Below are 23,661 nucleotides of genomic sequence, written 5' to 3'. Positions count from 1 at the left end.
GTCGGGGGGTCAGGGTAGGCAGTCGACTACCCCGTAGTGCGCATCGAGCCACTGGCCGATGACGTTCTCGCCGCACAGGTGGTGGGCATACTGGGTGTGCAGGCAGCGCACCTGGTCCCAGTTGGTGATGCCGCCAATACCCCGCTCGGTCAGCACGCCCTCATAGCCCAGCCGGGCGACGTCCGCTTTCTGGGCCTCGCTCATGTGCGCCCAGCGAGCGGCCACGTAGGCAGCGTGGCTGCGGTGGTAGGCGGCCAGGAAGTCGGGGTCCTGCTGCAGGCGTGTTTCCAGCTGCTTGATCACTCCGGCGGCCTCGATGTGCGAAATCTCGACCTTGAGGCGCTCGGAGCAGAGCCAGTAGAGCGTCGGGAAGGGCTTGCCATCGACGATCGGCGCCATACGCAGCACCAGCGGGGTACCCTCGCCGTCGGTGGCGGCCAGGGCCTCGATACCGCGGGGTTCGCGGCCAAGCTGTTCGGCGATGATCGCCAACTGCCGGGCATCAGGGGTCTGATCGGTGCGGATCACCATCGTCGTTGTCCCGTACGAACTTGTTCGAATGCCCCACGGCGAGGAAGAAGGCGCGGTTGAGCTGCTCGGGGGTGGGGACATAGCGCCATTCCCGCTCGCAGTATTCCCCGGCGCGCGCCATCAGCACGTCGTAGAGGCGATTGAACGGCGCATCATAATCGTAAGGGTCGGCGCCGAACAAGCGGATATGGGGATAGTCGGCGAAGCGTGCGATGAAGTAGCGCTTCAGGTCGGCCTCGACGGCGCGATGCCGGGGCGTGTCATCCGGGTCCAGCCAGAGGGTGTAGCGAATGGCCATGGAGGCTCCCGTCAGTGAATGGCGGTCCTGTTGTGACACCGTAGGCCGAGGTTCGGCTCGGCGGCGATTCAGTGCCGTGCCAGGGCAGCGTAGCGAGCGCCGAGCAGCCGCGCCAGGTCGTCCGGCGCCAGGCAGATCTCCAGCCCACGGCGACCGCCGCTGACGTGCAGGGTCGCGAGGCGCTCGGCGCTGGCATCGAGGAAGGCGGGCAGGCGTTTCTTCTGGCCCAGCGGGCTGATGCCGCCGACCACGTAGCCGGTGGCGCGCTCGGCATCGGCGGGATCGGCCAGGCTGGCCTTGCGGCCGTCGGCCGCGCGCGCCAGCGCCTTGAGATCGAGCTGGGCGGAGACCGGCACGATGGCCATCACCAGGCGGCCGTCGTCGAGCCGGGCGAGCAGGGTCTTGAACACCTCATCGGGCGACAGGCCCAGCGCCCGCGCGGCTTCCTCGCCGTAGGCGGGGCTGCGCGGGTCATGGTCGTATTCGGCCAGGCTGAACGCGATGCCGGCCCGCTCGAGGACCTTCACGGCGGGAGTCATGCGTCCGCCGGCTCCGCCTGGAGGTGCGCTTCGAGGGCCTCGCGCAGCTCGCCCTCGATGGGGACGGCCTTCTTGGTCGTATGGTCAAAATGCACCAGCACGGTATGCCCAAGGTTGGTCAGCAGGCCATCCTGACGCGCTTCCTGACTGACCGTGAAGGAGCTGTTGCCGAGCCGGGAAAGATAGGTGCGGATCTCGATCTCGCGGCCGTATTGCAGCTCGGCCCGGTAGTCGACCTCCATGCGCGCCATGATCAGGCGCCACTTGCGCGGGTCCAGGTCCGGCGTGAAGAGCCGGAAGAGGTCGTTGCGGGCCAGCTCGAACCAGGCCGGCAGCCGAGTGTTATTGACGTGGCCCAGGGCATCGGTGTCGTAGAAGGCGGGCTCGATGGTGCGGGTGAACATCGGGGAGGGTCCTTGTGAATTATTGGAACCTGATAGCTTTGCCCCGAGCAAGCGCTCGGTCAAGTCCCGGCGCGATGTCGTGCGGCCAGGCGCGCGGCGCGCCAGGCCAGCAGGCGGGTCCAGGCCAGCAGCCAGGCGGTGGCAACGGCGAAGCCGACCAGGGTGCCGAGCACCAGCCCCAGGCTGTCGTAGGTCAGCGAGACGCACAGGGCGTACCAGAGCAGCGCGCCGAGCCCCGCCGGGTAGTGCTTGATCACCGTGGCGACCGGCGCCGCGCCGTGGGTCAGGTGCAGGATCACCAGGAAGGGGTACATGGTCACCGGAAAGGCGGCCATGACCCCGGCCCAGGCGGCCGGCATCACGTGGGCGAGGCCGGTGATCAGGAAGATAATGCCGGCGGCCAGAGCGGCCCGCAGGCCCAGCGCCGCCCAGCTGAAGCCGCCGCGGGCGCCGGTGGCGGTTTCCGGTACCCGGCGGTAGAGCCGAATGAAGAGGAGGATCGCCGCCAGGGTGGTCAGGGTGCCGGTCAGGCGGGTGAACTCCACCTGGGTCAGCAGCAGGCTTACCGCCAGCCAGGCGGCGAGCCCACCCGCGGTGCCGGCGAGCACCCCGGGGAGGCCGTCGCGGCGGGCGCAGAGCAAGTAGCCGCCACCCAGCGCCAGGGTGGCAGTGAAGCCGGCCAGAGTGTGAACGGCACTCTGGGTGGCAAAGGCCGGGGAGATCTCCAGGCCAATGAAGAACAGCGCAATGGCGGTGCCCAGGGGGTAGCCGGCGAGCAGGCCGGCCACGCGGGTACTCACCCGCTCGGCGATCACCGAGAGGCCGAGCACCACACCGATTGATACCAGCAGCTTGGCCAGCTGCCAGCTCAGCGGAACTTCCATGCTGTTTTCCTTATCCCTTCGGGAGTGTCCTGGAATCTCGGAGGCCCATATGGCCGACCACGACCTTACCCCACCGCCGCGTCCCGAGACCTGTGAACTGTGTGGGCGTGCCGCGCCGTTGACCCGCCACCACCTCATCCCGCGAGCCCTGCATGGCAAAGCCCGCTACCGGCGACGCTTAGACCGGGCGGAGCGGCTCACCGCCATCCTGTGGGTCTGCCACGCCTGCCACAAGCACCTGCATGCGGTACTCGGCGAGCGCGAACTGGCCGACCATTATCGCAGTCGGGCGGCGTTGATGGCCCATCCGCAGATCCAGACCTTCGTCGCATGGCTCTCCACCAAGCCCGACGGCTTCCGCCCCAAGAAGCGGGCGGCGCGGCGGCGCTAGTCGATCCTCAGACCAGGCGCAGCCCCTTGAGGTCGGTCCAGGCGGCCCGCAGGGCGGCGGCCAGCGGCTCGCGCAGGTGCCCGGGCAGTGCCTGCTCGGCGGCGGCGAGCTCCTCGAAGTCGCGGTTGCGCAGCCAGCAGTAGGCCCAGGCACAGGCCTCGTCGTCACTCGCCGGCAGCGGCCGGGCGGGCATCTGTACCAGCAGGAAGGTGGCGGTGCGCGCCGCCCACAGGGGCGGTTCCTCGCCCTCGGGACGGCTCCAGTCGGTGAGGGTATCGCCATCCGGCGTCTGCTCGGGGTGACCGAGCCGAGTCACCCGGGCGGTCTCGGCGAGCAGCAGGGCCAGGCGGTCGGCATCCCCCTGGCCGAGGGTTAGCCACTGGGCAACCAGGGCGGGCAGGCCGCGGCGTACCTTGGCATAGAAGCTGTCTTGGGGCATGGTCTCGGGCATATTACTGGCCTTCTGGGATCCGGAGCTGCACATGGAATTCGATTTTGCCACGCCCGTCGAGCGTCGCCACCCGTCGGGCGGTGACTGGCCCTCGCAGAAGTGGCATCGCTACGGCGATGACGTACTGCCGCTGTGGGTGGCCGACATGGACTTCGCCTCGCCCCCCGCGGTGATCGACGCCCTGCGGGCGCGGGTCGAGCATGGCGTCTTCGGCTACGGCCTGGTGCCCGACTCGCTGCGCGAGACCCTCTGTGCCTGGAGTGCCGAGCACTACGGCTGGGCCATCGAGCCCGACTGGCAGCTGTGGCTGCCGGGCGTGGTGCCGGCGCTGCACATGGCGAGCCTGGCGCTGACCGACCCCGGCGACGGCGTGCTGACGGTGACGCCCATCTATCCGCCCTTTCTGAGGGTGGCCGAGCGCACCGGACGCCGGCCGCAGCAGGCGGCCTTGCAGGCCCCGGCCGCGCCCGGCGAGCCGTGGTGGCTCGACCTCGCGGCGCTGGAAGCGGCCATCACCCCCGAGACCCGGCTACTGCTGTGGTGCCACCCCCACAACCCCACCGGACGGGTGTGGACGCGCGAGGAACTGGCGGGGCTTGCCGAGCTGGTCGAACGCCACGATCTCTACGTGGTCTCCGACGAGCTGCACTGCGACCTGCTGCTCGACGAGGGGGCGCGCCATGTGCCGCTGGCTGCCGCCTTCCCCGAGCTGGCCTCGCGTACCTTGACGCTCTGGGCGCCGTCCAAGACCTTCAATCTGGCAGGGCTCACCACGGCCTGCGCGGTGATTCCCGACGCCGCCTTGCGGCGACGCTTCGCCGCGGTGGTCAAGGGGCTTCAGCCCGACGGCAATGTGCTGGGACTGGTCGCCGCCGAGGCCGCGCATGCCCATGGCGAGCCATGGCGACAGGCGCTGCTTGCGGTATTGCGCGGCCACCGCCAGACGCTCGTCGAGCGGGTGGCCGGCTGGCCCGGGGTGGCCATGAGCCCGCCCGACTCCACCTATCTGGCCTGGCTCGACCTGCGCGAGGCGCAAGCCCTCGAGAGGCTAGAGGGGGCACCGCAGCGGCTGCTGCTCGAGCGGGCCGGCGTCGCGCTCTCCGACGGCGCCGACTTCGGCTGGCCGGGCTTCGTGCGCCTCAACTTCGGCACCACGGCCAAGCAGCTGGACGCGGCCCTGAAACGGCTGGATGGCGTGCTAGGCGGGTGAGTGGTGAATGGTGAGGGGTAACTACTCACTATTCACCAGCCGCGCAGCTGCGCTCACCCCTCACAAGCGCAGCGCTCACCCCTCACGGAATCAGTAAAGCAGCGCGAAGAGCTTGCGGCGGTAGGCGACCGTCAGCGGATGGTCGGCGCCCAGGGCATCGAACACCTGCAGTAGGGTGCGGCGGGCGGCATCGTCTCCGTAGGCGCGGTCGCGCTTCATCAGCGCCAGCAGGGCATCCAGGCCGGCCTCGTACTGGCCATCGGCTACCTGGCGCAGGGCACGCTTGTACTGGGCCTCGCTGTCGTCACGCCCCTCCATGGCCGCCAGCTCCTCGGCGGAGGGCGCCTGCTCGCCGAACTCGATGCTGGCGCGCACGCCACGCGCCGGCGCCGCATCGCGCTCTTCGGGAGGGAGGTTGTCCAACAGGGTGCGGGCCTCTTCGGGCTGGCCATCGGCCACCAGGGCGCGGGCAAGCTCTACCTGGTAGGGGGTATGCTGGGGATATTGCTGTACCAGTTCCTGGTAGATGCTCCGGGCGGTGGCGGCATCGCCGGCGGCCAGGGCCTCTGCGGCCTGATCCTCGGGGCTCTGCGGGGCCTCTTCCGGTGCCGGGAAATAGCGACCCAGCCACTCGCGCACTTGCTTCTCGGGCAGCGCCCCCTGGAAATGATCGACCAGGCCGCCCTGACTGATCAGCTTGACGTCCGGCGCCGAGCGTACGCCGAGCTGACCGGCGATCTCCTGATTCTCGTCGATGTTGAGCTTGGCGAGAATGAAAGCGCCCTGGTACTCGCGGGCCAGCTTCTCGAGGATCGGCGTCAGATTCTTGCTGGGCTCGCTCGAGGGTGACCAGCAGTCGAGCAGCACCGGCACCTGCATCGAGGTCTCGAGCAGCTGCTGGATGTTGCTGGCGTCGACGTCGATGATCATCTCGGCGCTCTGGCTGCCGGAAGCTGCGGCGCCGGCACTCTCGCCGGCAGGAATGTCATCGGTGAGCGGCTCACCGGTACGCGGGTCGACGATGGGCATGATCACTGGCCTTGCGTGGAATGAGTTTGTCTAACAGATGCGGGTGGTCGCCCGCGACTTCAAGGGGAGCCGGCCGATGCTGCGACGAATTCTGCGTGCGATCTCGGGACTGGCGCTGATGCTCGCCCTGCTGTTGGCCGGACCACTATGGATGCTGGCCACCGAGCGTGTCGAAGGTCGTGGCCACTGGTCCTCGGCCGACCGTACGCCGGTGGGCCTGGCACCACCGCCTGCCGAGGCCTCGCAGGCGGTGGTGCAGCTCTATGCCGCCAGGGCCTGGGGCTGGCGCGGGGCCTTTGGCGTGCACACCTGGATTGCCACTCGCGACGCCGGCGCCGACGCCTGGCGGATGCACCAGCTGCTCAGCTGGCGCCGGCCTGTCCTGCAGTCGCGCACCACCCCCACGCCGGATCGGGCCTGGTACGGCAACCCAACCACCCTGCTGGCCGACTACCGGGGCGAGGTCGCGGCCGCGATGATTCCGGAGATCGAGGCGGCCGTAGCGGCCTATCCGGCTCCCTCGACCTATCGTGCCTGGCCGGGGCCCAACAGCAACACCTTTACCGCCTGGGTGGTGCGCGAAGTGGTGGGGCTCGAGGCAACGCTGCCGGTGACCGCGGTAGGCAAGGACTACCTGTTCGACGGTGTGCTCGCGACGGCGCCCGGCGGTCGCGGCGTCACCATCTCGCTGGGCGGCCTGCTGGGGCTGACGCTGGGACGCGACGAGGGACTCGAGCTCAGCCTGCTGGCTCTTGCGCTGGGCATCGATGTGGGACGCCCGGCGCTCAAGCTCCCGGGCATTGGTCGGCTCGGCATGGCGCCGGCCATCAAAGGAGAGGGGAGCAGGTAGCGGGGACCGCTGACTCTGAAACGACAGGGAGCCGATGACCGAGGGTCATGCCGCATATGAAAAAGCCGACTCCCGCAGGAATCGGCTTTTTCGGTATTTGGTAGCGGGGACCGGATTTGAACCGATGACCTTCGGGTTATGAGCCCGACGAGCTACCAGACTGCTCCACCCCGCATCAACGTGGGGCGTATTCTACAGGCTATGCGCCTTTGGTCAAGGATTGATTTCAAACGCTCGTCCCGAGGGCGCTCCCTGGTCCATACTTGCTGCGCTGTCATCAAGATGACAGATCAACGAACAAGACTGGTGATGGCCGGCCTGGCGCCTCGCCAGACGTCATGCATATCAGGGAGGTAATCAATGACAACTCAAGCACCCGTCGCCTGGGTCACCGGTGGTACCGGGGGTATCGGCAGCGCTATCTGTCGTTCGCTGGCCTCGCAGGGCTACAAGGTGGTTGCGGGATACCACAACCCGGACAAGGCCAAGGCCTGGCTGGAGACCCAGAAGTCCGAGGGTTTCGATAATATCGACATCGCCGGGATCGATCTGGTCGACTTTGATTCCTGCATGAAAGGGGTCAAGGAGATCGAGGAGAAGCACGGCCCTGTCAGCGTGCTGGTCAACTGCGCCGGGATCACCCGGGACGGCACCCTGAAGAAGATGACGTCGGAGCAGTGGCACGAAGTCGTCGACACCAACCTCAACAGTGTCTTCAACACCTGCCGCAGCGTGATCGAGGGCATGCTCGAGCATGGCTATGGCCGAATCATCAATATTTCGTCCATCAACGGCCGCAAGGGTCAGTTTGGCCAGGTCAACTATGCCGCGGCGAAAGCCGGCATGCACGGTCTGACCATGTCCCTGGCTCAGGAGACCGCTACCAAGGGCATCACCGTGAACACGGTGTCTCCCGGCTATATCGCCACCGACATGATCATGAACATTCCAGAGAAGGTCCGCGAAGCGATCCGCGAGACTATTCCCGTCAAGCGCTACGGCACGCCAGAGGAGATCGGTCGCCTGGTGACCTTCCTCGCCGACAAGGAGTCCGGCTTCATCACCGGCGCCAATATCGACATCAATGGCGGGCAGTTCATGGGCTGATCGCCCGGCCGCCACATGCCTCTGCCGCCGGAGACCCTGGCGGCAGACAGCAAAGCGCGAGGCATTGGCCTCGCGCTTTGCTGTCTCTGGGTGGCGTTTGCGCTCAGGGCGGGGGTAATGCGGCCAGGCTTTCGAGCATGCGGTCGAGCTCTCCCACCTCACGCTCCCACAGCCCCGTGGGCATCGGGCCGGTGGCCAGCAGGTCGGCCAGTATCTGGTGCAGCTCCTCGGCGCGTGAGGTCTGTTGGCTCAGGCTGTCGTTGAGGCGTTCGACCTGAATGGCCAGGCGCAGGGGTTCGTCACGCTGATTGACCCGACCGCCGGCCAGCAGCGACAGATGAGCCCGCAGACGTGACAGACGCTCCTCTGCCGCGTCGTCCTCAGCGCATCGACGGGCGGCGTTGCGGCGTTGGTGGGCGTTGCGCAGTGCGGCTGGCAGGGCCAGCCCTTCCGGAAGCGTTACCTCTTCGACGGGACCACCGGCCAGATACTGAGCGTCCGCCTGCAGATGGGCATTGAGCAAAGGCCGGATGGCCTGCCAGCGCTCGGCTTCCTCGGCCAGCGACAGGCGCTCCAGGCGGTCACGGCGGGCCCGCACGATGCCGGTCCAGCGGCGTCGCATGCCCTCGCTGCGCCGTCCCGAGGGCAGGGGCTCGAGTGCCGTGGCTTCGCGGGCCGCCTCGTCCAGCACGCCAGACTCGTGACTGTGCGACGGATGCCAGCTGTCGAGCCGGTCGATCAGCGCCTGCATGGCATCCAGCCGAGCCCGGCTGCGCTGGGCCTGGTCATCCCGAGCCGCCTCTCGGCTGGCGAAGATCTCGTCGCACAGGGTCCGGAACTCACGCCACAGGGTCTGTTCCTCGCCCTTGGGCGCGCGTCCCAGCGCGCGCCAGCGATGCTGAAGTCCCTTGGCCTGATCGGCCCGTTGGTTGGCCGGCATGTCGCGGGCCAGCAGCTCGCGGGTCTGCTCGATCAGGTCACGCTTGGCCTCGGCGATCTCGTGGGCGCGCCGGTCGATCAGCGCCTGGAGCTCGTGGCGGATGCGACCGAAGCGGCGGCCGATGGCCTCCGCCTGATCGCGAGGCACCGGAGTGAAGCGTCGCCACTGCTCTCGTGAGCGATCGCGGATTTCACGAAGCGCATCGGGATCGGCTTCATGGGCGGGCTGCTCGAGCAGCGTCTCGAGCTGTTCACACAGTGCCTCGCGGGCTTCCAGATTGCGCTGGCGCTCGGCCTGCTGCTGCTCACGCCATGGGGCCAGGCGTTCGTGGATGCGATCGGAGGCGGCACGGAATCGCGCGGACTGTTCGCGGTTGGCGGCGGCATCGCCCAGCGCCTTCCACTCCTTGACCAGCTGACGATGCCGGCGGTCGAGCTCGGCTTCGGTGGGCGCCGCGTTGTCGGCCAGCTCCTCGATGGCCTGGCACAGCTGGTCGCGCTTGGGACCGGCGACGAAGCCGCGCCAGTCGCGAAGCTCGGCGAGTCGCGCCGCCAGGCGCTTGAGTCGCGCCTCGTAGGGCTGCAGGGGGGCGTGGGGCAACTGGTCGGCCTGCTGTCGCAGACGCTGGTAGAGGCGACTGGCGCCCTTGAAGGCGCCATTCTCCAGCAGGCGTTCGAGCTGCTCGAGTTCTTCGCCGAAGCGCGACAGGCGAGCAGTCAGATCATTATCTTGCTGGTGGCGCCGGGTGGCGAGGCGTTGCCTGGCACGCGTCAGCAGCGGCGCCGGCGCCAGTCCCTGTGGCCACTCGCAGGCCTCGACCAGCGCCTTGAGGCGCTCGTCGTCGCCATCCGCGAGGGCCTGCTCGATGGCGTCGGCACGCTCGTCCAGGCGAACTCTTGCCTGGACGATCGCTTCATAGGCGGCAAGCGCCCGATCGTAGCGTTCACGCAGCGCTTCATCGGCCAGGTGCTGCTCGGAGAGGGCCTGCCAGCGTGTGGCCAGCAGGCGCTTCTGGGCGCGCAGGCTGGCGATGTCCTGGTCGGTAAGCTGGTCGCCCTGCTGCAAACCCTGAAGGCTCTCCTCCAGGGCCTCGACCAGCGCCTCCCGCGTCTGGTCGGCACTTTCGCGCTGACGGTGGTCCGCCTCCCGCGCATGCTCCTGGGCCTCATGATCGCCGATGACCTTGCGGCACTGCAGGCAGGCATCCTGGTAGCGTTGTTCCTGTCGGGCATCGGGCAGGTCCTCGAGCTTGGCCCATTCGCGCATCAGATGACGAAAGCGGCCGGCATAGAGCGGCTCCCAGGGGCTGTCGGCGTGATTCTCGAGTTGTGCGAGCAGGGCCTCGCGGCGTTCCCGGGCGGCTGCCAGTGAGGCGGCGTCGGCCCGCAGGCGGTTGAGACGTTCGCGCGCCTTGCGGGCCACCTGGCGGTCTCGGCGGGCTTCATGGGCCAGGCGAGAGAGCCCAGCCTCGCTTTCGACCCTCGCGGCGGCCGCATGCCGCACGGCGGCGATGCCGTTATCGCACGCCTGACGGATCAGGTCCTCTTCCGCCTCTAGACGCTCCAGGGCGGCGAGGCGAAGCTGCTGATTGTCACCCTGCAGAGCCAGTTCATTGAGCAACTCGGTGTCTTCGAGGCGCTCCACCAGGGCGATGCGTGCGGGTAGGTCATGCTGGCCGTGGCGGCCGGCAAGCAGGGCGACCAGATGGCGACGCAGCTCTGGTGAAGCGGCCTCCTGCTGGCACAGTGTCAGCAGGCGTTCAGGGTCCTCCAGGCGGCTCAGGGCTGCCTCGCGCACGCCGGCGTCGGGGTCGAGAGCGAGCTGTTCGAGGGCGCTGCGCTGGTCATCGTTAGACGGGTCAAGGCGCGCCACCGCCTGGCGGCGGACGTCGGCGTCCGGGTGTTTCCAGCGCGGGGCGAACAGGCGACTGAGGAGTCCTGGCATGGGGCATCCTGACGAAGGGAGCGCTCCCCGGCGGGTGCGGGAAGCTCGTTGTTGTTGATGGCAACGGCATCGGGCCTGAGAGGAGGCTATCTAAGCACGTGCCGACGCGACAGAAAAGTGCGGCCCTTGTGAGGTGTGGCTATCCGGAGACACTGACAACCGCCGCCCTTGACCGTATGATCGGTTGCAGGGGCGCAGCCACTCGCTTAGCTTTGTGGCTATACCCCGATCATCACCCGACGTGGAGTTCGGCAATGAGTCTCAATGTGGACAGGGACAGCATGGCATTCACCTTCAAGGGGGGGATGCTGCCGATGACGGTCATGGAGCTGACCAGCGCCGATCCAGAGCGCATTCGCGAGCAGCTCGCGAGCAAGCTCAGCCAGTCGCCGGCCTTCTTCCAGCATACCCCGGTCGTTCTCAACGTCGAGAAGCTCGATGAACCGCACCTGGCCCTGGAGCGGATCTGTGCGGTGTGTCGAGCCCACAAGCTGCTGCCGGTGGCGGTGCGCGGTGGGCCCGATCCGGTCAAGCAGTCGGCCTGGGCCTTGGGGCTGGGCTGGTTCCCGCCTCAGGAGGTCTCGCGCCCGCGACCCCTGGAGAGCGTGGTCGCTGACGGCGACGCCGCTGAGCACGAGCCGGCACCGCCGTCGGAGTCGCCAGAATCGACCAGCGAGCCCGTGCTGCCCGACGCGCCGCCCGGCACCACGGCGGGCGGTCGCATCTACCGCGGCACGGTGCGTTCAGGTCAGCAGGTGACCGCGCCCGAAGGAGATCTGGTGGTAGTGGGAGCGGTCAATGCCGGTGCCGAGGTGCTCGCCGCCGGCAGCGTACACGTCTATGGTGCCCTGCGCGGGCGCGCCCTGGCCGGCATCCATGGCGATGCCCAGGTCGGTATCTTCTGTCGCGAACTGCATGCCGAGCTGCTCTCGGTGGCCGGCAACTACAAGCGCCTCGAAGACATCGACCCGCGGCTGCTGGGTACCACCGTGCAGGTCAGGCTGAGCGACGACCAGCTGGGCATCACGCCGCTGTCCTGATCTCGGCCGCCGTCGGGGCCGTTGCACTGGCACCACCATTTCCTTCACACCATCACAAGACAGGATGCGACACTTGGCCAAGATCATCGTTGTGACCTCCGGCAAAGGTGGGGTCGGCAAGACAACCAGCGCAGCCGCCATCGCCACTGGGCTGGCGCTGCGCGGCAAGAAGACTGTGGTCATCGATTTCGACGTGGGGCTGCGCAACCTCGACCTGATCATGGGCTGCGAGCGTCGCGTGGTCTACGACCTGGTCAACGTCATCCAGGGCGAGGCGGGGCTGAATCAGGCGCTGATCCGCGACAAGCGGGTTGACAACCTGCATATCCTGCCGGCCTCCCAGACCCGCGACAAGGATGCCCTGACCCTGGAGGGCGTCGAGAAGGTGCTCGAGACCCTCAATCAGGATTTCGACTTCATCATCTGCGACTCTCCGGCCGGTATCGAGCGCGGCGCCCAGCTGGCCATGTACTTCGCCGACGCGGCGATCGTGGTCACCAATCCCGAGGTTTCCTCGGTGCGCGACTCCGACCGCATCCTCGGCCTGCTGGCCTCCAAGACGCGGCGCGCCGAGCGGGGCGAGGATCCGATCGAGGAGCACCTGCTGATCACCCGCTACAATCCGGGCCGGGTTGACCTGGGAGACATGCTCAACCTGGAGGATATTCGCGAGATCCTGGCCATCGATCTGCTCGGCCTGATCCCGGAGTCGGAGGCGGTGCTGCGGGCGTCCAACCAGGGGGTGCCGGTGACCCACGATGACGACAGCGATGCCGGCCAGGCCTATGCCGACACCGTGGCCCGCCTGCTGGGCGAGGAAGTGCCGCTGCGCTTCCACGAGTATCAGAAGAAGAGCCTGTTGAGTCGCATGTTTGGAGGAACCCGCCGGTGAAGTTGCTCGATTTCCTGAAGCGAGAGCGCAAGAAGTCCGCGTCGGTCGCCAAGGAGCGGCTGCAGATCATCGTCGCCCATCAGCGCACCCAGCGGGGGCAGCCGGACTACATGCCGCTGCTGGAGAAGGAGCTGCTGGAGGTGATCCGCCGCTATGTGCAGATCGATGACGACGCGGTCAACATCACCCTCGACAGCGAGGACAATTGCTCGGTGCTGGAGCTGAACGTGACCCTGCCCAAGTCCTGAATGAAAAGCCTGAGCGAAAAGGCTGAGTAGAGAGCCCCGAGCAGAAGGCGCTGAGCAGGCGTTCCGAACAGGACGCGACGAGCGCTTTTGGGCGATCCTCGTCGGCTGAGCCGCCCACCGGGCTGTGCTAGGCTGGGTGCCCTGAACCCACGCCCTTCGGAGAGCTCCCGCCCATGGCGCAGTCCACCGCCGCCCCGCAGTCCTTCCTGTGGCATGACTACGAGACCTTCGGTGCCGATCCACGTCGCGACCGTCCCTCCCAGTTCGCGGCCATTCGTACCGATGCCGACCTCAACGAGATCGGTGAGCCTCTCGAGCTCTTCTGCAAGCCGGCCGATGACTTCCTGCCCCATCCCCAGGCCTGCCTGATCACCGGTATCACGCCTCAGCAGGCGCGCCGCCGCGGCCTGCCCGAGGGGGAGTTCGCCGGTGCGGTCGAAGCAGCCATGAGCGAGCCGGGCACCTGTGCCCTGGGCTATAACAGCCTGCGCTTTGATGACGAGGTGAGCCGCCACCTCTTCTACCGCAACCTGCTCGATCCTTATGCCCGAGAGTGGCAGAACGGCAACTCGCGCTGGGATTTGATCGACGTGGTGCGGGCCTTCCATGCCCTGCGCCCCGACGGCATCGAGTGGCCGACACGCGACGATGGCGCACCCAGCTTCAAGCTGGAGCACCTGACGGCGGCCAACGGTATTGCCCATGCCGGGGCCCACGATGCCCTGGCCGATGTGCGTGCCACCATCGCCCTGGCCAGGTTGCTGCGGGAGTGCAACCGCAAGCTCTTCGACTATCTGCTGGCGCTGCGCGGCAAGCGGGCCGTCGCCCGCCAGTTGGACCTGCCCGGTCGCAAGCCGGTGTTGCATATCTCGCGACGCTATCCGGCGAGCCGTGGCTGCAGTGCCCTGGTCATGCCGCTGGCCGAGCATCCCACCAACCCCAACGGAGTGATCGTCTTCGATCTCTCCATGGACCCGGCTCCGCTGCTGGAGCTCAGCGCGGAGCAGATCCGTGAGCGGGTCTTCGTCAGTAACGATGACCTGGCGGAAGGGGCCGAGCGCATCCCGCTGAAGGTAATCCACCTCAACAAGTGCCCGGTGCTGTTTCCGGCCAGCGCCCTCAAGGACGTGACGGGGCCACACAAGGGCGAGTATGGCGCGATCGTCGAACGTCTGGGGCTGGATCTGGACACCTGCCGCAGCCACTGGAAGCGGCTCTCGACTCACCCAGAGGTGGCGGCTCGCGTCGCCGAGGTGTTTGCCGCGCCGCCTCCCGAGCCGCCGCACGACCCGGACCTGATGCTCTATGCCGGTGGCTTCTTCTCGCCGGCGGATCGCCAGCAGATGCAGCGGGTGCGCGAGACCGACCCCTGGGACCTGGTGGGCGCGCGTTTCGCCTTCCAGGATCCGCGCCTCGAGGAGATGCTGTTCCGCTATCGGGCCCGCAGCTATCCGGAGACCTTGGAGAGCGAGGAACAGGCGCGGTGGGAGAGCTTCCGCTGGGAGCGCATGAATGATCCGGCCATCGCCGGCCTCACGCTCAAGGGGTTCGCTCGCGAGATCGAGCGGCTCAACAGCGTGCCTTTGTCTGACCGCGACCGGCAGATCCTGGAAGAGCTGGTGATGCATGTGGAGGCCATCATGCCGCCCCAGGCCTTCGACTAGCGGGCCGGGCGCGTTGCACGGCGTCATTAACCGGGAGGCCTTCGGCCTCCAATCGCGCAGCAAGCTGTGCTCCCACAAGATTTATCCAACCTTCCAGCCGCTCACCATTCACAAGCGCGCTCACTTCTTCCAGCTTCCAGATCCCGGCGCAGCCGGGCTTACTCTTCCGGCAACGGCGCCAGGTCTCGGCTCAGCGCGAGCACGTCGCTGGGCTCGTCACCCGGGTCGAAGCTGACCCGCGCCACGCCACCCTTGCGCAGCGTCGGCCAGCTCTCGCGCAGCTCCTCGGCGCTCACAGCCAGGGCCTGTTCGGCGAGGCGGCGGTGGCGGTCGAAGGCGGTGTCCCCATAGGCGAGTGCACGCCACAGACGGTTAGTGCGTCCCGAGAGGCTGGTGTCGCGCTGCATCAGCTCGTCGTGCACGGCCTGGCGATAGGGGGCCAGGGCCTGCTCATCGAGTGCCGCAAGCCGCTCCCCGAAGTCGTCCAGGAAGGCATCGATGCGGGCCTGGATCGCCTCGCTCGGCGTATCGGGAGACTGCACCAGCAGGCTGATGCCGGGTGCGTCCAGCATCGGTGAATAGCTCGCGTTGACCACATAGCCGAGCTGCTCCTCGGTGCGCAGGCGCTGATAGAAGGGCGTTTCCAGGAGCTGGCCCAGCACCGCCAGGCGTGCCTGGCTCTCCAGTGAGCGGTCTGGCCCCTGCAGGTAGCGCAGCACCAGCGATTCCTCTCGGGTGGTGGCCGGCGTCAGCGCCGGCAGCTCGTCCGCCTGCAGCGGGACCAGCTCCGGGATCTCATCGTCCGCCAGGGAAGGGGAGAGCGCCTCGGCGACCTGGCGCGCCTCGCGCTCGGCGAGGCCGGCGTCGAGGTTGCCGACGGCCATGGCTTCCAGGCGCAAGTCGGCCAGGAAGCGCTCGCGGAAGTCGCGCAGGTCCTCCACGCCAAGCTCGTGGCTCGCCTCGAGCAGGGCATCGGTGGGCCACTGCGGGCGCACCAGGGCCTCGGCCAGGGTGCGATGTGCCTGACGGTAGAGGGCATCCTGGGGAGCGTTGCGCCACTCGCGCTGCAGGCGGTACTGCACTCGGTCGAAGCTCGCCGGGTCGATCTCACCTTCCTGAAGCTGGCTAAGGACCCGCGCGATCAGCCGATCCTGGCGGTCGCGCCAGCCGGAGAACGACAGCGTGATGCCGCGGGCGTGGGCGTAGGCCTCGAATTGGTGGCCGGCCAGACGCGCCGGATAGAGGGTCTCGTTGAGGCTATCGCCGAGCCAGCCGGCAAGCAGGCGGGTGAGCGCCGCCTCGCGGGCTTCACGGCTGGCGGCGGGATGTTGCAGGCTGAAGCGCCACTCCACCTTGGGGGTGTCGAAAGTGGTGTCCGCCTTGTGCCAGAGCGTGACGCCCGGTGCCTCGACCCGCTTCTTGGGTGCCGCATCCTGGACGTTGAGCAGCGCGAGGTCCTCGGCGATATACGGGTTGGGGGTTGGCAGGGCGAGGCCCGCCAGCGGTTCGCCATCGAGTCTTGCCGCGACCTCGCGCCATGGGGCATCGAACCAGGGCGAGACCCGCTCGCCCTCGACCTCCGGGCCGCTGTAGAGCCGCAGCAGCGTTTCGGGCCGCAGATTGTCGAGCCAGCGCTGGATCAGCTCGCGGTCGAAGCCTTCCATGAGGTAGGGCGCGACGTTGACATCCTCCAGCGGATAGCGCGACAGGTTCATGGCCAGGCGCATGGCGTCGCCCTGGGGGGAGCCGTGCTGCTGGAAGCGGAACTGCTGGTCGGCCAGGCGTGCCTGCTCCGCATAGCGCCAGGCTTCCAGGCCTGAGCGGCGGATCAGCTCGATGGTAGCCAACAGGCTTTGCTGGATGCGGTCGAGATGCTGGGCGCCGTCAGGAGTCAGGCTGATGTCGATGGTGAAAAGCGCATGGCGACCGTCGGCGCGTGTCACGCCGGCGGAGAGCCCGTCGGCCCAGCCGGCGTCGCGTAGCACCGCGAGCAGGCTGCCTTCGCCTTCGTGACCCAGCAGGTAGGCCAGATAGTCGGCCGGCTTGTGGCGATAGGCCTGCTCGGGATCGGGCACCGGAAACAGGAAGGTGACGCGCTGGCTGTCGCGTACCGACTGCATCTCGGCGGCACGTGGCAGCGACGCCTCTTCCACCAGTGGTGTCTCGATGACCGGTCGGGAAAGGCCGCGATCCGGGACCTCGGCGAAACGCTCGGTGACCATGCCCTCCAGCTCATCGAGGGACTGGGGAGCGACCACGGCCAGGTGCATCACGTTGGCCCCGTAGTGCGCCTCGTAGAAGTCGATTACCTGTTCGCGCAGGCTCGGCTCGCCCTCGGGGCGGTCGGCCAGGGTCTCGCGACTGCCCACCGAGAAGCCGGTAGTGGGATGGTCGGGGTTGAGCAGCTGATCGAGCACGTCCTGGGCACGACGCCCGTCATCGCGAATGCGGGCCTGGTACTCGGAGTGCACCACGTTGCGCTCGCTCTCCAGGCGATCGGCATTGAACAGCGGTGCAATGAAGAAGCGGCTGAACCGGTCCAGGGCACCGGGCAGAGCGTCGGCCTCGATGTCGAAGAAGTAGTTGGTGTCATGGGGCGCGGTAAAGGCATTGTGGCTGCCACCATGGCGCGACAGGTAGGCCTGGTAGGCATCGGACTCGGGGTAGGCGTCGGTACCCAGAAACAGCATGTGCTCGAGGAAGTGGGCCAGGCCGGCCAGGTCCTCCGGATTCTGGGCGCTGCCCACGCCGACATTCAGCGAGGCGGCGGCCCGGTCGGCCTGTGAATCGCTGACCAGCAGCACGCTGAGGCCGTTGTCGAGGGTCAGGGCGCGATATTCGCGGTCATCGTGGGGGCTGACCCGCGGCGAGACGACCTTGTCCACGGCGGTGGTCGATTCGGGCGTCTCGGCATGGGCCGCCAGGCTGGTCATCAGGCCTGCCAACAGGGCCACCGTCATGGTGAGCCAGGCAAGCCGGCGGCGTGATGCGTGGAAGGGGGCAGGCAAGGGCTGTGTCATTATCGCTCCTGTGGAAGAGGTTGGCGCAGCATGGGCCCGGTGGGGTGGGCGCAGGCCGGATCCTGGTTGGCAGGATCATTCACTCGTCTTGATACCGGAAACGCGCCCAGGAGTTCCCCGGGAGCGGGGGCTAGCAGTGTCTGGGCCTCATCCAGCGGAGTCTGCGGATCGAGCCAGCGGTGGGCGTCCTCGGGGCGGATCACCGCCGGGAGGCGGTCGGTGAGCGGGGCGAGTAGCCGGGGCGTGGGCACCGTGATCAGCGCCATGGAATCGTTGTACTCACTTAGCGTGGTGTGAAAACGACACCAGAGCCCCGCCAGCAGCAGCGGGCCACGGTCGGCGCGGGTCACCAGATAGGGCTGCTTGAAGCGAGGCTGCGACTTCCAGACGTAGATGCCGCTGGCCGGCACCAGGCAGCGGCGTGCGCCGAAGGCCTCACGAAACATGGGGCGGGCCGTCAGCGCTTCAGCCCGGGCGCAGTGGGGAGCGTGGTCGAGTACCTTCAGCCAGGGAGGCGTGAGCCCCCAGAAGGCGTTGGTCAGGCGTGGTCGGCCGCCCTCCAGGCGCAGGATCGACACGGGGCGGCGTGGGGCCAGGTTGGCGCCGGTGATCAGGCTGGTCTCGGCAACAAGGTCGGGGAGCTCGCGTTCGAGCTCGAGGGGAGCGATATGCAGTCGGCCGGCCATGGGGTCTCCGGGGTGGTGGGCCGCCAGGGTAACCAAGTCGACCAGGCGATAAAAGCGGTAGGTGGGCGACCATTCTGACGCCGACGGGTATCGCCATTCGCGCGACATACCCGTCGAAAACAGTGTTCGATGAGGGTATCCTTGAGATCTCAACCGCGATGTCCGCCACTGTTCCTGCGAGGAAGCCGATGGCCCGTCCCAGACAGCATGCCCCCGAGGCCCTCCATGCTCAGGTCATGGCCGCATCTGATGCCTGGCTGCAGGAGCATCCTGCGCATACGTTATCACTGCGCGCCCTTGCCCGGGAGGTAGGCTGTGCCCCGAGTACCTTGCTCAAGCTCTACGGCAGCTTCGGCAATCTGCTCCAGCACGTGAACGTCGAGACCCTGGGGCGCCTGCGCGGGGTGATCGAGCCGCTGCTCGCCGACCTCGCCCCCGAGCAGCGGCTCAAGGCACTGGCCAGGGCCTACTGGCAGTTTGCCCGCCAGGATGCCTATCGCTGGCAACTGCTGTTCGATTACCCCCTGGCCCAGGAGGGTGAGCTCGACCAGCGCCAGAACGAGATGATCGAGGGTCTCTTCCTGCGCGTGGAGGCGACCCTCAAGGAGTACCAGCCGGCGCTGGACGACCTGGAGGCACGGCGGCTGAGTCGCACCCTCTGGGGCAGCGTCCATGGCCTGGTCCAGTTGGGGCTCAACGAGCGCCTGGGGCACTGGCAGGGCGCGCCGCTGGAGGTGGGCGAGCTGCTCGACCAGCTGCTCGAGACCATCCTGGCCGGCCTCAGGCATGCCCCCGGCGGCCCGTGATGACCCCCTGGCTGTGGGGGCTCTCGGGCCTGGCGGTGGTTGCGGGGAGTTGGCGAATGGCCAGCACACCTCGCCCCTTCCTGCGCTGGCTGGTCCTTGCACTGGTGCACCTCCTCTATCGGCCGCGCTTTCGCGGTCGCCATCACATTCCCGCCCATGGCCCGGCCATAGTCGTCTGCAACCACGTCAGTTTCATGGATGCGCTGGTGGTGGGCGGAGCAAGCCCGCGGCCGATGCGCTTCCTGATGGACAAGCCGATCTATGAGTCGCCCTGGCTCAACTGGCTGTTCCGCTTGGTAGGAGCGATTCCGGTGGATGCCGACCGCCGTGATCCGGGCAGCGTGCGTCATGCGCTAGTCGAAGTGAGTCGCGCGCTGCGCCAAGGCGAGGTGGTGATGGTGTTTCCCGAGGGTCGCCTGAGCCCGGATGGCGAGGTGCATGCCTTTCGCCGCGGGCTCGAACTGATCCTGGCCCGGGACGCGGTGCCGGTGATACCCGCCGGGCTGGCCGGGCTGTGGGGGTCATGGACCTCGCACCACGGTGGCAAGGCGCTGAGTGGGCCGCCTCGCCGCTTCCGGGCGCGCGTGGCCCTGTTCTTCGGTGAGCCCGTGCCGGCCGGCGAGGCGAATCGGCACTCGGTCGAGGTTCGGGTGCGTGCGCTCAAGGCCGAGGCCGATGCCTGGATCGACCCCGGGCGGTAGGCCTCAGCCGCGGCGCATCGGGCGCCGCACCGGTTGCCAGCAGCGGGCGGCGGTAATCAGGTTGTCGCGGACCTCGAGGATCTCGATACGCACGTTATCGATCTGCAGGCAGGCCGGCCCGTCGGGGAACGATTCCAGGTGCTCGAGGATCACGCCATTGAGGGTCTTGGGGCCATCCGTGGGCAGCTGCCAGCCCAGCGACTTGTTGATGTCGCGGATGTTGGCGGTGCCGTCGATCACGTGGCTGCCGTCTTCCTGCGGGTGGATCTCCTGGTTCAGGCCCGCCACGTCGGTGGTGAACTCGCCGACGATCTCCTCGAGGATGTCCTCCAGGGTCACCAGCCCTTCCACGTCACCATACTCGTCCACCACGATCCCGATGCGCCGCTTCTGGTTCTGGAAGTTGAGCAGCTGGGTGTGTAGCGGGGTGGATTCGGGAATGAAGTAGGGCTCGCGGGCCTCCTGGACGATGGCGGCCTTGGTCACCTCGCCGCGCGACAGGAAGCGCGCGGCGTTGCGCAGGTGGAGCATGCCGATGATGTTGTTGATGTCGCCCTTGTAGACGGGGAGCCGGGTGTGCTGGCTGGTGCGGATGTGCGCGAGGATGTCGTCCAGATCGTCATCTAGGTCGAGGCCCATGACCTCGTGACGCGGCACCATGATGTCGTTCACGGTGACGTTCTCGAGGTCGAGAATCGACAGCAGCATTGCCTGGTGGCGGCGCGGGATCAGGGTGCCGGCTTCGTGTACCACGGTGCGCAGCTCGTCGCGGGTGAGGTTGTCACTTTCACCGTCGATGCTTTTCACGCCGAGCAGGCGCAGCAGGCCATTGGAGATCGCGTTGACCATCCACACCAGCGGATAGAGCAGCTTGAGCAGCGGCTCGAGCACCAGCGAGGCGGGGTAGGCGATGCGCTCGGGCTTGACCGCCGCATAGGTCTTGGGCGTGACCTCGGCAAAGATCAGGATCACGATGGTCAGCACCAGCGGCGCGATGGCCGGGCCAGTGACTTCCCCGAAGAAGTGGATGGCCAGCACGGTGGCAATGGCAGCCGCCAGGTTGTTGACCAGATTGTTGCCGATCAGGATCACGCCGATCAGCCGGTCCGGCCTGGCGAGCAGGCGCATCACCCGCTGGGCGCGCGACTCACCGCTGTTCGCCTGGTGGCTCAGGCGGTAGCGGTTGATCGACATCATCCCGGTCTCGGAACTGGAGAAGAAGGCGGAAAGACAGACGAGCAGGAACAGCAGGCCGAACAGCAGTCCCAGCGGGAAGTCGTCACTCAAGTCGAAGGGTCCTCAAAGGCGTATCAGGCTCGAGTTGTAGGGGGTCGGTCATCCGGTGTCAAGACGGCTGCCGGTGATCAGCCGCGATTGAGCAGGATCTCCAGCACGAACTTGCTGCCGAAGTAGGCCATCGCCAGCACCAGGCAGCCGCCCAGGGTCCAGCGAACCGCGCGCATGCCTCGCCAGCCCAGTCGATGGTGGCTGAACAGCAGGGTGGCAAAGATCACCCAGGCGGCCAGTGACAGGATCGACTTGTGGGCGAGATGCTGGGCAAACATGTTGTCGAGGAACAGGAAGCCGCTGACGATCGACAGGGTCAGCAGGATCATGCCGGCCCAGATCAGTTCGAAGAGGATCCGCTCCATGGTGGTCAGTGGCGGCAGCGACTGGACCACGCCGCGGATGTGATGGTGGCGCAGCGCCTGGTTCTGGATGCCGAGCAGCACTGCCTGGATGGCGGCGATGGCCAGCAGGGCAAAGGCCAGTGCGCTGCTCAGGGCATGCAGGGCGATGCCCGGGGTCATGCCGGTTCCGCGCTCGGGGCTCGGCAGGCCGACGGCCAGCAGCAGCGTCAGGCCGGCCAGTGGCAAGAGCCCGGTGGCGACGTTGAGGACCGGCTTGACCAGGCTGACCAACAGCAGCACCAGCACGGCCAGGCCGCTGGCCAGCACCGCGCTGGTGGAGAGGCCGGGTAGCAGGGAGTCGCCTCTGGCCAGCAGGGCAGCGGCCAGAGGCAGATGGCAGAGCAGGCCGAGCAGGCCGAGCACGCGCACTAGCGCGGCGCGCGGCGGCGCCCGCCGGATCAGGGTCAGGCCCTGCCAGGAAGCGGCTCCGAGATAAAAGATGAAGGCCATGACGGCAAGTGATAGCGGCTGCATCGTTCGCTTTCCGTGCGCCTTTGCCAGCGCCTGATGGAGTGGAAACAAGCGCCTACCATACCGAATCCGCCCGGCCGCGCACAGCGCGGCGGCGTGTCACGCTGCCGCGGGTGTTCCCGCCATGCATGGAGACTGGCGGCCACAGGGCGTATAATTTTCGACCATTGCAGAGAGTCGCCGGCCGTTGCCGGGCCGGCTCTCCGGCCATCGTTCGTGGAGAGGCCCATGTTCCAGAATCTCAGCGAGCGTCTGTCGCAGACGCTCAAGTCGATCAAGGGTCAGGCGCGCCTGACCGAGGATAACGTCAAGGACACCCTGCGCGAGGTGCGCCGGGCGCTGCTCGAGGCCGATGTGGCGCTGCCGGTGGTCAAGGCGTTCATCGACCGTGTCCGTGAGCGCGCCGTGGGGCAGGAAGTCTCCCAGAGCCTTTCCCCGGGGCAGCAGTTCGTCAAGATCGTCCAGCAGGAGCTCGAGGCGATCATGGGCGAGGCCAACGAGGGGTTGACCCTCAAGGGCTCGCCTGCGGTGGTGCTGATGGCCGGCCTGCAGGGCGCGGGCAAGACCACCTCGGTGGCCAAGCTGGCGCGCTACCTGCGCGAGCGGGAGAAGAAGAAGGTGCTGGTGGTTTCCGCCGACGTCTACCGGCCGGCGGCCATCGACCAGCTCGAGACCCTGGCCCGTGAGGTCGAGGTCGACTTCTTCCCGTCGCGCTCCGACCAGCAGCCTGTCGCTATTGCCGAGGCGGCGATCAAGCACGCGCGGATCCAGTTCCACGACGTGGTGCTGGTCGACACCGCCGGTCGTCTGGCCATCGACGAGGCGATGATGGCCGAGATCCAGGCGCTGCATAAGGCCGTGGTGCCCGACGAGACGCTGTTCGTCGTCGATGCCATGACCGGCCAGGATGCCGCCAACACCGCCAAGGCCTTCCACGAGGCGCTGCCGCTGACCGGCGTGATCCTCACCAAGGCCGACGGCGATGCCCGCGGCGGCGCGGCACTCTCGGTGCGTCACATCACCGGCAAGCCGATCAAGTTCATGGGGGTGGGCGAGAAGGTCGATGCCCTCGAACCCTTCCATCCGGATCGCGTGGCCTCGCGTATCCTCGGCATGGGCGATGTGCTGTCGCTGATCGAGGAGGCCGAGCGCACCGTCGACAAGAACAAGGCCGAGCAGCTGGCCAAGAAGGTCAAGAAGGGCCAGGGTTTTGACCTCGAGGACTTCCGCGACCAGCTGCAGCAGCTCAAGAAGATGGGTGGCATGGGCGGCCTGATGGGCAAGCTGCCGGGCATGGGCCAGATGGCCGAGATGGCGCAGGGTCCCGGCCCCGAGAAGGAGTTGGGCAAGCTCGAGGCGCTGATCAACTCCATGACGCCCCAGGAGCGGCGCAAGCCCGAGATCATCAACGGCTCGCGCAAGCGTCGCATCGCCGCCGGCGCCGGCCTGCAGGTGCCGGACCTCAACCGCCTGCTCAAGCAGCACAAGCAGATGCAGAAGATGATGAAGAAGGCGGGCAAGAAGGGCGGCATGCAGAAGATGATGCGCGGCATGTCCGGCATGATGGGCGGCGGCGGCCCGGGTGGCCCTGGGGGGCCCGGTGGCATGGGTGGTCCCGGCGGCATGCCCTGGCGCTGAGCCGGTCCGCCTTGGCCCGGCGCCTGCAAAAAGGTTTCCAAGTCGGGTCGTTTTCCGTAGAATGTCGCGTCTTCACTGGCAGGACCGCGACCCACGCGGCCATCGTCGTGACCGAATGACCCGAAGCCGGGCCCTTGGCCCGCTTCCTACAGCAGATCGTCGAGGGCCAGCCGGGTACCGGCACCTCGGCCGAAACATCCGCAACCTCAACCGAAGGATAATCAAC

At 67.5% G+C, this 23,661-nt stretch carries 23 protein-coding genes and 1 tRNA gene; 11 read left to right on the top strand and 13 right to left on the bottom strand.

Annotated elements, in window-relative coordinates; all coding sequences use genetic code 11:
- Positions 1-9: 9 nt before the first annotated feature.
- The 5 genes from FHR95_RS07360 to FHR95_RS07340 form a co-directional block, all read right to left on the bottom strand.
- Positions 10-531: a DUF501 domain-containing protein gene (locus tag FHR95_RS07360; protein ID WP_183313913.1), complete on the bottom strand. Its 522-nt coding sequence runs from the start codon at positions 529-531 to the stop codon at positions 10-12.
- On the bottom strand, positions 503-829 hold the full coding sequence (locus FHR95_RS07355; protein ID WP_040184889.1) for a hypothetical protein: 327 nt from the start codon (positions 827-829) through the stop codon (positions 503-505). The genes FHR95_RS07360 and FHR95_RS07355 overlap by 29 nt, the downstream gene beginning before the upstream one ends.
- 68 nt (positions 830-897) lie before the next feature.
- Complete coding sequence (gene ybaK, locus FHR95_RS07350; RefSeq protein ID WP_183313912.1) at positions 898-1,368, bottom strand: Cys-tRNA(Pro) deacylase; 471 nt, start codon at positions 1,366-1,368, stop codon at positions 898-900.
- Positions 1,365-1,772 carry an acyl-CoA thioesterase gene (locus FHR95_RS07345; protein WP_040184891.1) on the bottom strand — a complete coding sequence of 136 codons (408 nt, stop codon included), beginning with the start codon at positions 1,770-1,772 and terminating at the stop codon, positions 1,365-1,367. Before FHR95_RS07345 ends, ybaK begins: the two co-directional genes overlap by 4 nt.
- 59 nt (positions 1,773-1,831) lie before the next feature.
- A complete protein-coding gene (locus tag FHR95_RS07340) occupies positions 1,832-2,656 on the bottom strand; it encodes a hypothetical protein (protein ID WP_183313911.1) in 825 nt (274 codons plus the stop codon).
- 49 nt (positions 2,657-2,705) lie between these two features.
- On the opposite strand from FHR95_RS07340, the gene FHR95_RS07335 reads away from it, so the two are divergent.
- Positions 2,706-3,047, top strand: coding sequence for a hypothetical protein (locus FHR95_RS07335; RefSeq protein ID WP_183313910.1), 342 nt, complete (start codon positions 2,706-2,708; stop codon positions 3,045-3,047).
- Between the two features lie 7 nt (positions 3,048-3,054).
- On the opposite strand, the gene FHR95_RS07330 is transcribed toward FHR95_RS07335, so the two are convergent.
- Positions 3,055-3,486 (bottom strand): hypothetical protein, encoded by a 432-nt coding sequence (locus tag FHR95_RS07330; protein WP_183313928.1) that lies wholly within the window; start codon positions 3,484-3,486, stop codon positions 3,055-3,057.
- Between the two features lie 43 nt (positions 3,487-3,529).
- Between FHR95_RS07330 and FHR95_RS07325 the strand changes: the two genes are divergently transcribed.
- Entirely contained in the window at positions 3,530-4,708 is a 1,179-nt protein-coding gene (locus FHR95_RS07325; protein WP_183313909.1) for a MalY/PatB family protein, read from the top strand.
- Positions 4,709-4,798: 90 nt separating this feature from the next.
- Here FHR95_RS07325 and FHR95_RS07320 read toward each other — a convergent pair whose 3' ends face one another.
- Positions 4,799-5,737 (bottom strand): tetratricopeptide repeat protein, encoded by a 939-nt coding sequence (locus tag FHR95_RS07320; protein WP_183313908.1) that lies wholly within the window; start codon positions 5,735-5,737, stop codon positions 4,799-4,801.
- 76 nt (positions 5,738-5,813) lie between these two features.
- On the opposite strand from FHR95_RS07320, the gene FHR95_RS07315 reads away from it, so the two are divergent.
- Positions 5,814-6,587, top strand: a complete 774-nt coding sequence (locus FHR95_RS07315) for a DUF3750 domain-containing protein (protein ID WP_183313907.1) — start codon at positions 5,814-5,816, stop codon at positions 6,585-6,587.
- A gap of 98 nt (positions 6,588-6,685) precedes the next feature.
- Here FHR95_RS07315 and FHR95_RS07310 read toward each other — a convergent pair.
- Positions 6,686-6,762 (bottom strand) — tRNA-Met (locus tag FHR95_RS07310).
- A 185-nt stretch (positions 6,763-6,947) separates the two neighbouring features.
- Here FHR95_RS07310 and phbB point away from each other — a divergent pair.
- Positions 6,948-7,694, top strand: coding sequence for an acetoacetyl-CoA reductase (phbB, locus tag FHR95_RS07305; RefSeq protein ID WP_040184907.1), 747 nt, complete (start codon positions 6,948-6,950; stop codon positions 7,692-7,694).
- A 103-nt stretch (positions 7,695-7,797) separates the two neighbouring features.
- Here phbB and FHR95_RS07300 read toward each other — a convergent pair whose 3' ends face one another.
- On the bottom strand, positions 7,798-10,578 hold the full coding sequence (locus tag FHR95_RS07300) for a DUF349 domain-containing protein (RefSeq protein ID WP_183313906.1): 2,781 nt from the start codon (positions 10,576-10,578) through the stop codon (positions 7,798-7,800).
- A gap of 254 nt (positions 10,579-10,832) precedes the next feature.
- Here FHR95_RS07300 and minC point away from each other — a divergent pair, with 254 nt between their 5' ends.
- The 4 genes from minC to sbcB all read left to right on the top strand — a co-directional run bounded on the left by minC (position 10,833) and on the right by sbcB (position 14,422).
- The gene (gene minC / locus FHR95_RS07295) at positions 10,833-11,618 is read left to right on the top strand and encodes a septum site-determining protein MinC (protein ID WP_040184911.1); all 786 of its coding nucleotides are present in this window, start codon (positions 10,833-10,835) and stop codon (positions 11,616-11,618) included.
- Positions 11,619-11,691: 73 nt separating this feature from the next.
- Entirely contained in the window at positions 11,692-12,510 is an 819-nt protein-coding gene (minD, locus tag FHR95_RS07290) for a septum site-determining protein MinD (protein ID WP_040184913.1), read from the top strand.
- Positions 12,507-12,758 (top strand): cell division topological specificity factor MinE, encoded by a 252-nt coding sequence (gene minE, locus FHR95_RS07285; protein WP_040184914.1) that lies wholly within the window; start codon positions 12,507-12,509, stop codon positions 12,756-12,758. The genes minD and minE overlap by 4 nt, the downstream gene beginning before the upstream one ends.
- A 173-nt stretch (positions 12,759-12,931) precedes the next feature.
- Positions 12,932-14,422 (top strand): exodeoxyribonuclease I, encoded by a 1,491-nt coding sequence (gene sbcB / locus FHR95_RS07280; protein WP_183313905.1) that lies wholly within the window; start codon positions 12,932-12,934, stop codon positions 14,420-14,422.
- A 158-nt stretch (positions 14,423-14,580) separates the two neighbouring features.
- On the opposite strand, the gene FHR95_RS07275 is transcribed toward sbcB, so the two are convergent.
- Entirely contained in the window at positions 14,581-17,442 is a 2,862-nt protein-coding gene (locus FHR95_RS07275; protein WP_425485276.1) for an insulinase family protein, read from the bottom strand.
- Complete coding sequence (locus FHR95_RS07270) at positions 17,442-18,128, bottom strand: SOS response-associated peptidase (protein ID WP_040184947.1); 687 nt, start codon at positions 18,126-18,128, stop codon at positions 17,442-17,444. Before FHR95_RS07270 ends, FHR95_RS07275 begins: the two co-directional genes overlap by 1 nt.
- A gap of 188 nt (positions 18,129-18,316) precedes the next feature.
- On the opposite strand from FHR95_RS07270, the gene FHR95_RS07265 reads away from it, so the two are divergent.
- Together FHR95_RS07265 and FHR95_RS07260 are read left to right on the top strand one after the other, a co-directional pair.
- Positions 18,317-18,934, top strand: coding sequence for a TetR/AcrR family transcriptional regulator (locus FHR95_RS07265; RefSeq protein WP_040184919.1), 618 nt, complete (start codon positions 18,317-18,319; stop codon positions 18,932-18,934).
- A 56-nt stretch (positions 18,935-18,990) separates the two neighbouring features.
- Positions 18,991-19,635: a 1-acyl-sn-glycerol-3-phosphate acyltransferase gene (locus tag FHR95_RS07260; RefSeq protein ID WP_040184921.1), complete on the top strand. Its 645-nt coding sequence runs from the start codon at positions 18,991-18,993 to the stop codon at positions 19,633-19,635.
- Positions 19,636-19,638: 3 nt separating this feature from the next.
- On the opposite strand, the gene FHR95_RS07255 is transcribed toward FHR95_RS07260, so the two are convergent.
- A complete protein-coding gene (locus tag FHR95_RS07255) occupies positions 19,639-20,922 on the bottom strand; it encodes an HlyC/CorC family transporter (RefSeq protein ID WP_040184922.1) in 1,284 nt (427 codons plus the stop codon).
- 77 nt (positions 20,923-20,999) lie between these two features.
- Entirely contained in the window at positions 21,000-21,800 is an 801-nt protein-coding gene (locus FHR95_RS07250) for a cytochrome C assembly family protein (RefSeq protein WP_040184923.1), read from the bottom strand.
- 225 nt (positions 21,801-22,025) lie between these two features.
- Between FHR95_RS07250 and ffh the strand changes: the two genes are divergently transcribed.
- Entirely contained in the window at positions 22,026-23,435 is a 1,410-nt protein-coding gene (ffh, locus tag FHR95_RS07245; RefSeq protein WP_040184924.1) for a signal recognition particle protein, read from the top strand.
- The last annotated feature ends 226 nt before the right edge of the window (positions 23,436-23,661 follow it).

Source organism: Halomonas fontilapidosi, from assembly GCF_014192285.1.
Classification (GTDB): domain Bacteria; phylum Pseudomonadota; class Gammaproteobacteria; order Pseudomonadales; family Halomonadaceae; genus Halomonas; species Halomonas fontilapidosi.
Note: the sequence above shows the minus strand (reverse complement) of the source record. Positions and strands in the feature narration are given on the sequence as shown.

Bases quoted from the DNA above. Each gene is read 5' to 3' on its own strand.
- FHR95_RS07360 (WP_183313913.1), bottom strand. From the start codon at position 531: ATGGTGATCCGCACCGATCAGACCCCTGATGCCCGGCAGTTGGCGATC.
- FHR95_RS07355 (WP_040184889.1), bottom strand. From the start codon at position 829: ATGGCCATTCGCTACACCCTCTGGCTGGACCCGGATGACACGCCCCGG.
- ybaK (WP_183313912.1), bottom strand. From the start codon at position 1,368: ATGACTCCCGCCGTGAAGGTCCTCGAGCGGGCCGGCATCGCGTTCAGC.
- FHR95_RS07345 (WP_040184891.1), bottom strand. From the start codon at position 1,772: ATGTTCACCCGCACCATCGAGCCCGCCTTCTACGACACCGATGCCCTG.
- FHR95_RS07340 (WP_183313911.1), bottom strand. From the start codon at position 2,656: ATGGAAGTTCCGCTGAGCTGGCAGCTGGCCAAGCTGCTGGTATCAATC.
- FHR95_RS07335 (WP_183313910.1), top strand. From the start codon at position 2,706: ATGGCCGACCACGACCTTACCCCACCGCCGCGTCCCGAGACCTGTGAA.
- FHR95_RS07330 (WP_183313928.1), bottom strand. From the start codon at position 3,486: ATGCCCCAAGACAGCTTCTATGCCAAGGTACGCCGCGGCCTGCCCGCC.
- FHR95_RS07325 (WP_183313909.1), top strand. From the start codon at position 3,530: ATGGAATTCGATTTTGCCACGCCCGTCGAGCGTCGCCACCCGTCGGGC.
- FHR95_RS07320 (WP_183313908.1), bottom strand. From the start codon at position 5,737: ATGCCCATCGTCGACCCGCGTACCGGTGAGCCGCTCACCGATGACATT.
- FHR95_RS07315 (WP_183313907.1), top strand. From the start codon at position 5,814: ATGCTGCGACGAATTCTGCGTGCGATCTCGGGACTGGCGCTGATGCTC.
- phbB (WP_040184907.1), top strand. From the start codon at position 6,948: ATGACAACTCAAGCACCCGTCGCCTGGGTCACCGGTGGTACCGGGGGT.
- FHR95_RS07300 (WP_183313906.1), bottom strand. From the start codon at position 10,578: ATGCCAGGACTCCTCAGTCGCCTGTTCGCCCCGCGCTGGAAACACCCG.
- minC (WP_040184911.1), top strand. From the start codon at position 10,833: ATGAGTCTCAATGTGGACAGGGACAGCATGGCATTCACCTTCAAGGGG.
- sbcB (WP_183313905.1), top strand. From the start codon at position 12,932: ATGGCGCAGTCCACCGCCGCCCCGCAGTCCTTCCTGTGGCATGACTAC.
- FHR95_RS07275 (WP_425485276.1), bottom strand. From the start codon at position 17,442: ATGACACAGCCCTTGCCTGCCCCCTTCCACGCATCACGCCGCCGGCTT.
- FHR95_RS07270 (WP_040184947.1), bottom strand. From the start codon at position 18,128: ATGGCCGGCCGACTGCATATCGCTCCCCTCGAGCTCGAACGCGAGCTC.
- FHR95_RS07265 (WP_040184919.1), top strand. From the start codon at position 18,317: ATGGCCCGTCCCAGACAGCATGCCCCCGAGGCCCTCCATGCTCAGGTC.
- FHR95_RS07260 (WP_040184921.1), top strand. From the start codon at position 18,991: ATGGCCAGCACACCTCGCCCCTTCCTGCGCTGGCTGGTCCTTGCACTG.
- FHR95_RS07250 (WP_040184923.1), bottom strand. From the start codon at position 21,800: ATGCAGCCGCTATCACTTGCCGTCATGGCCTTCATCTTTTATCTCGGA.
- ffh (WP_040184924.1), top strand. From the start codon at position 22,026: ATGTTCCAGAATCTCAGCGAGCGTCTGTCGCAGACGCTCAAGTCGATC.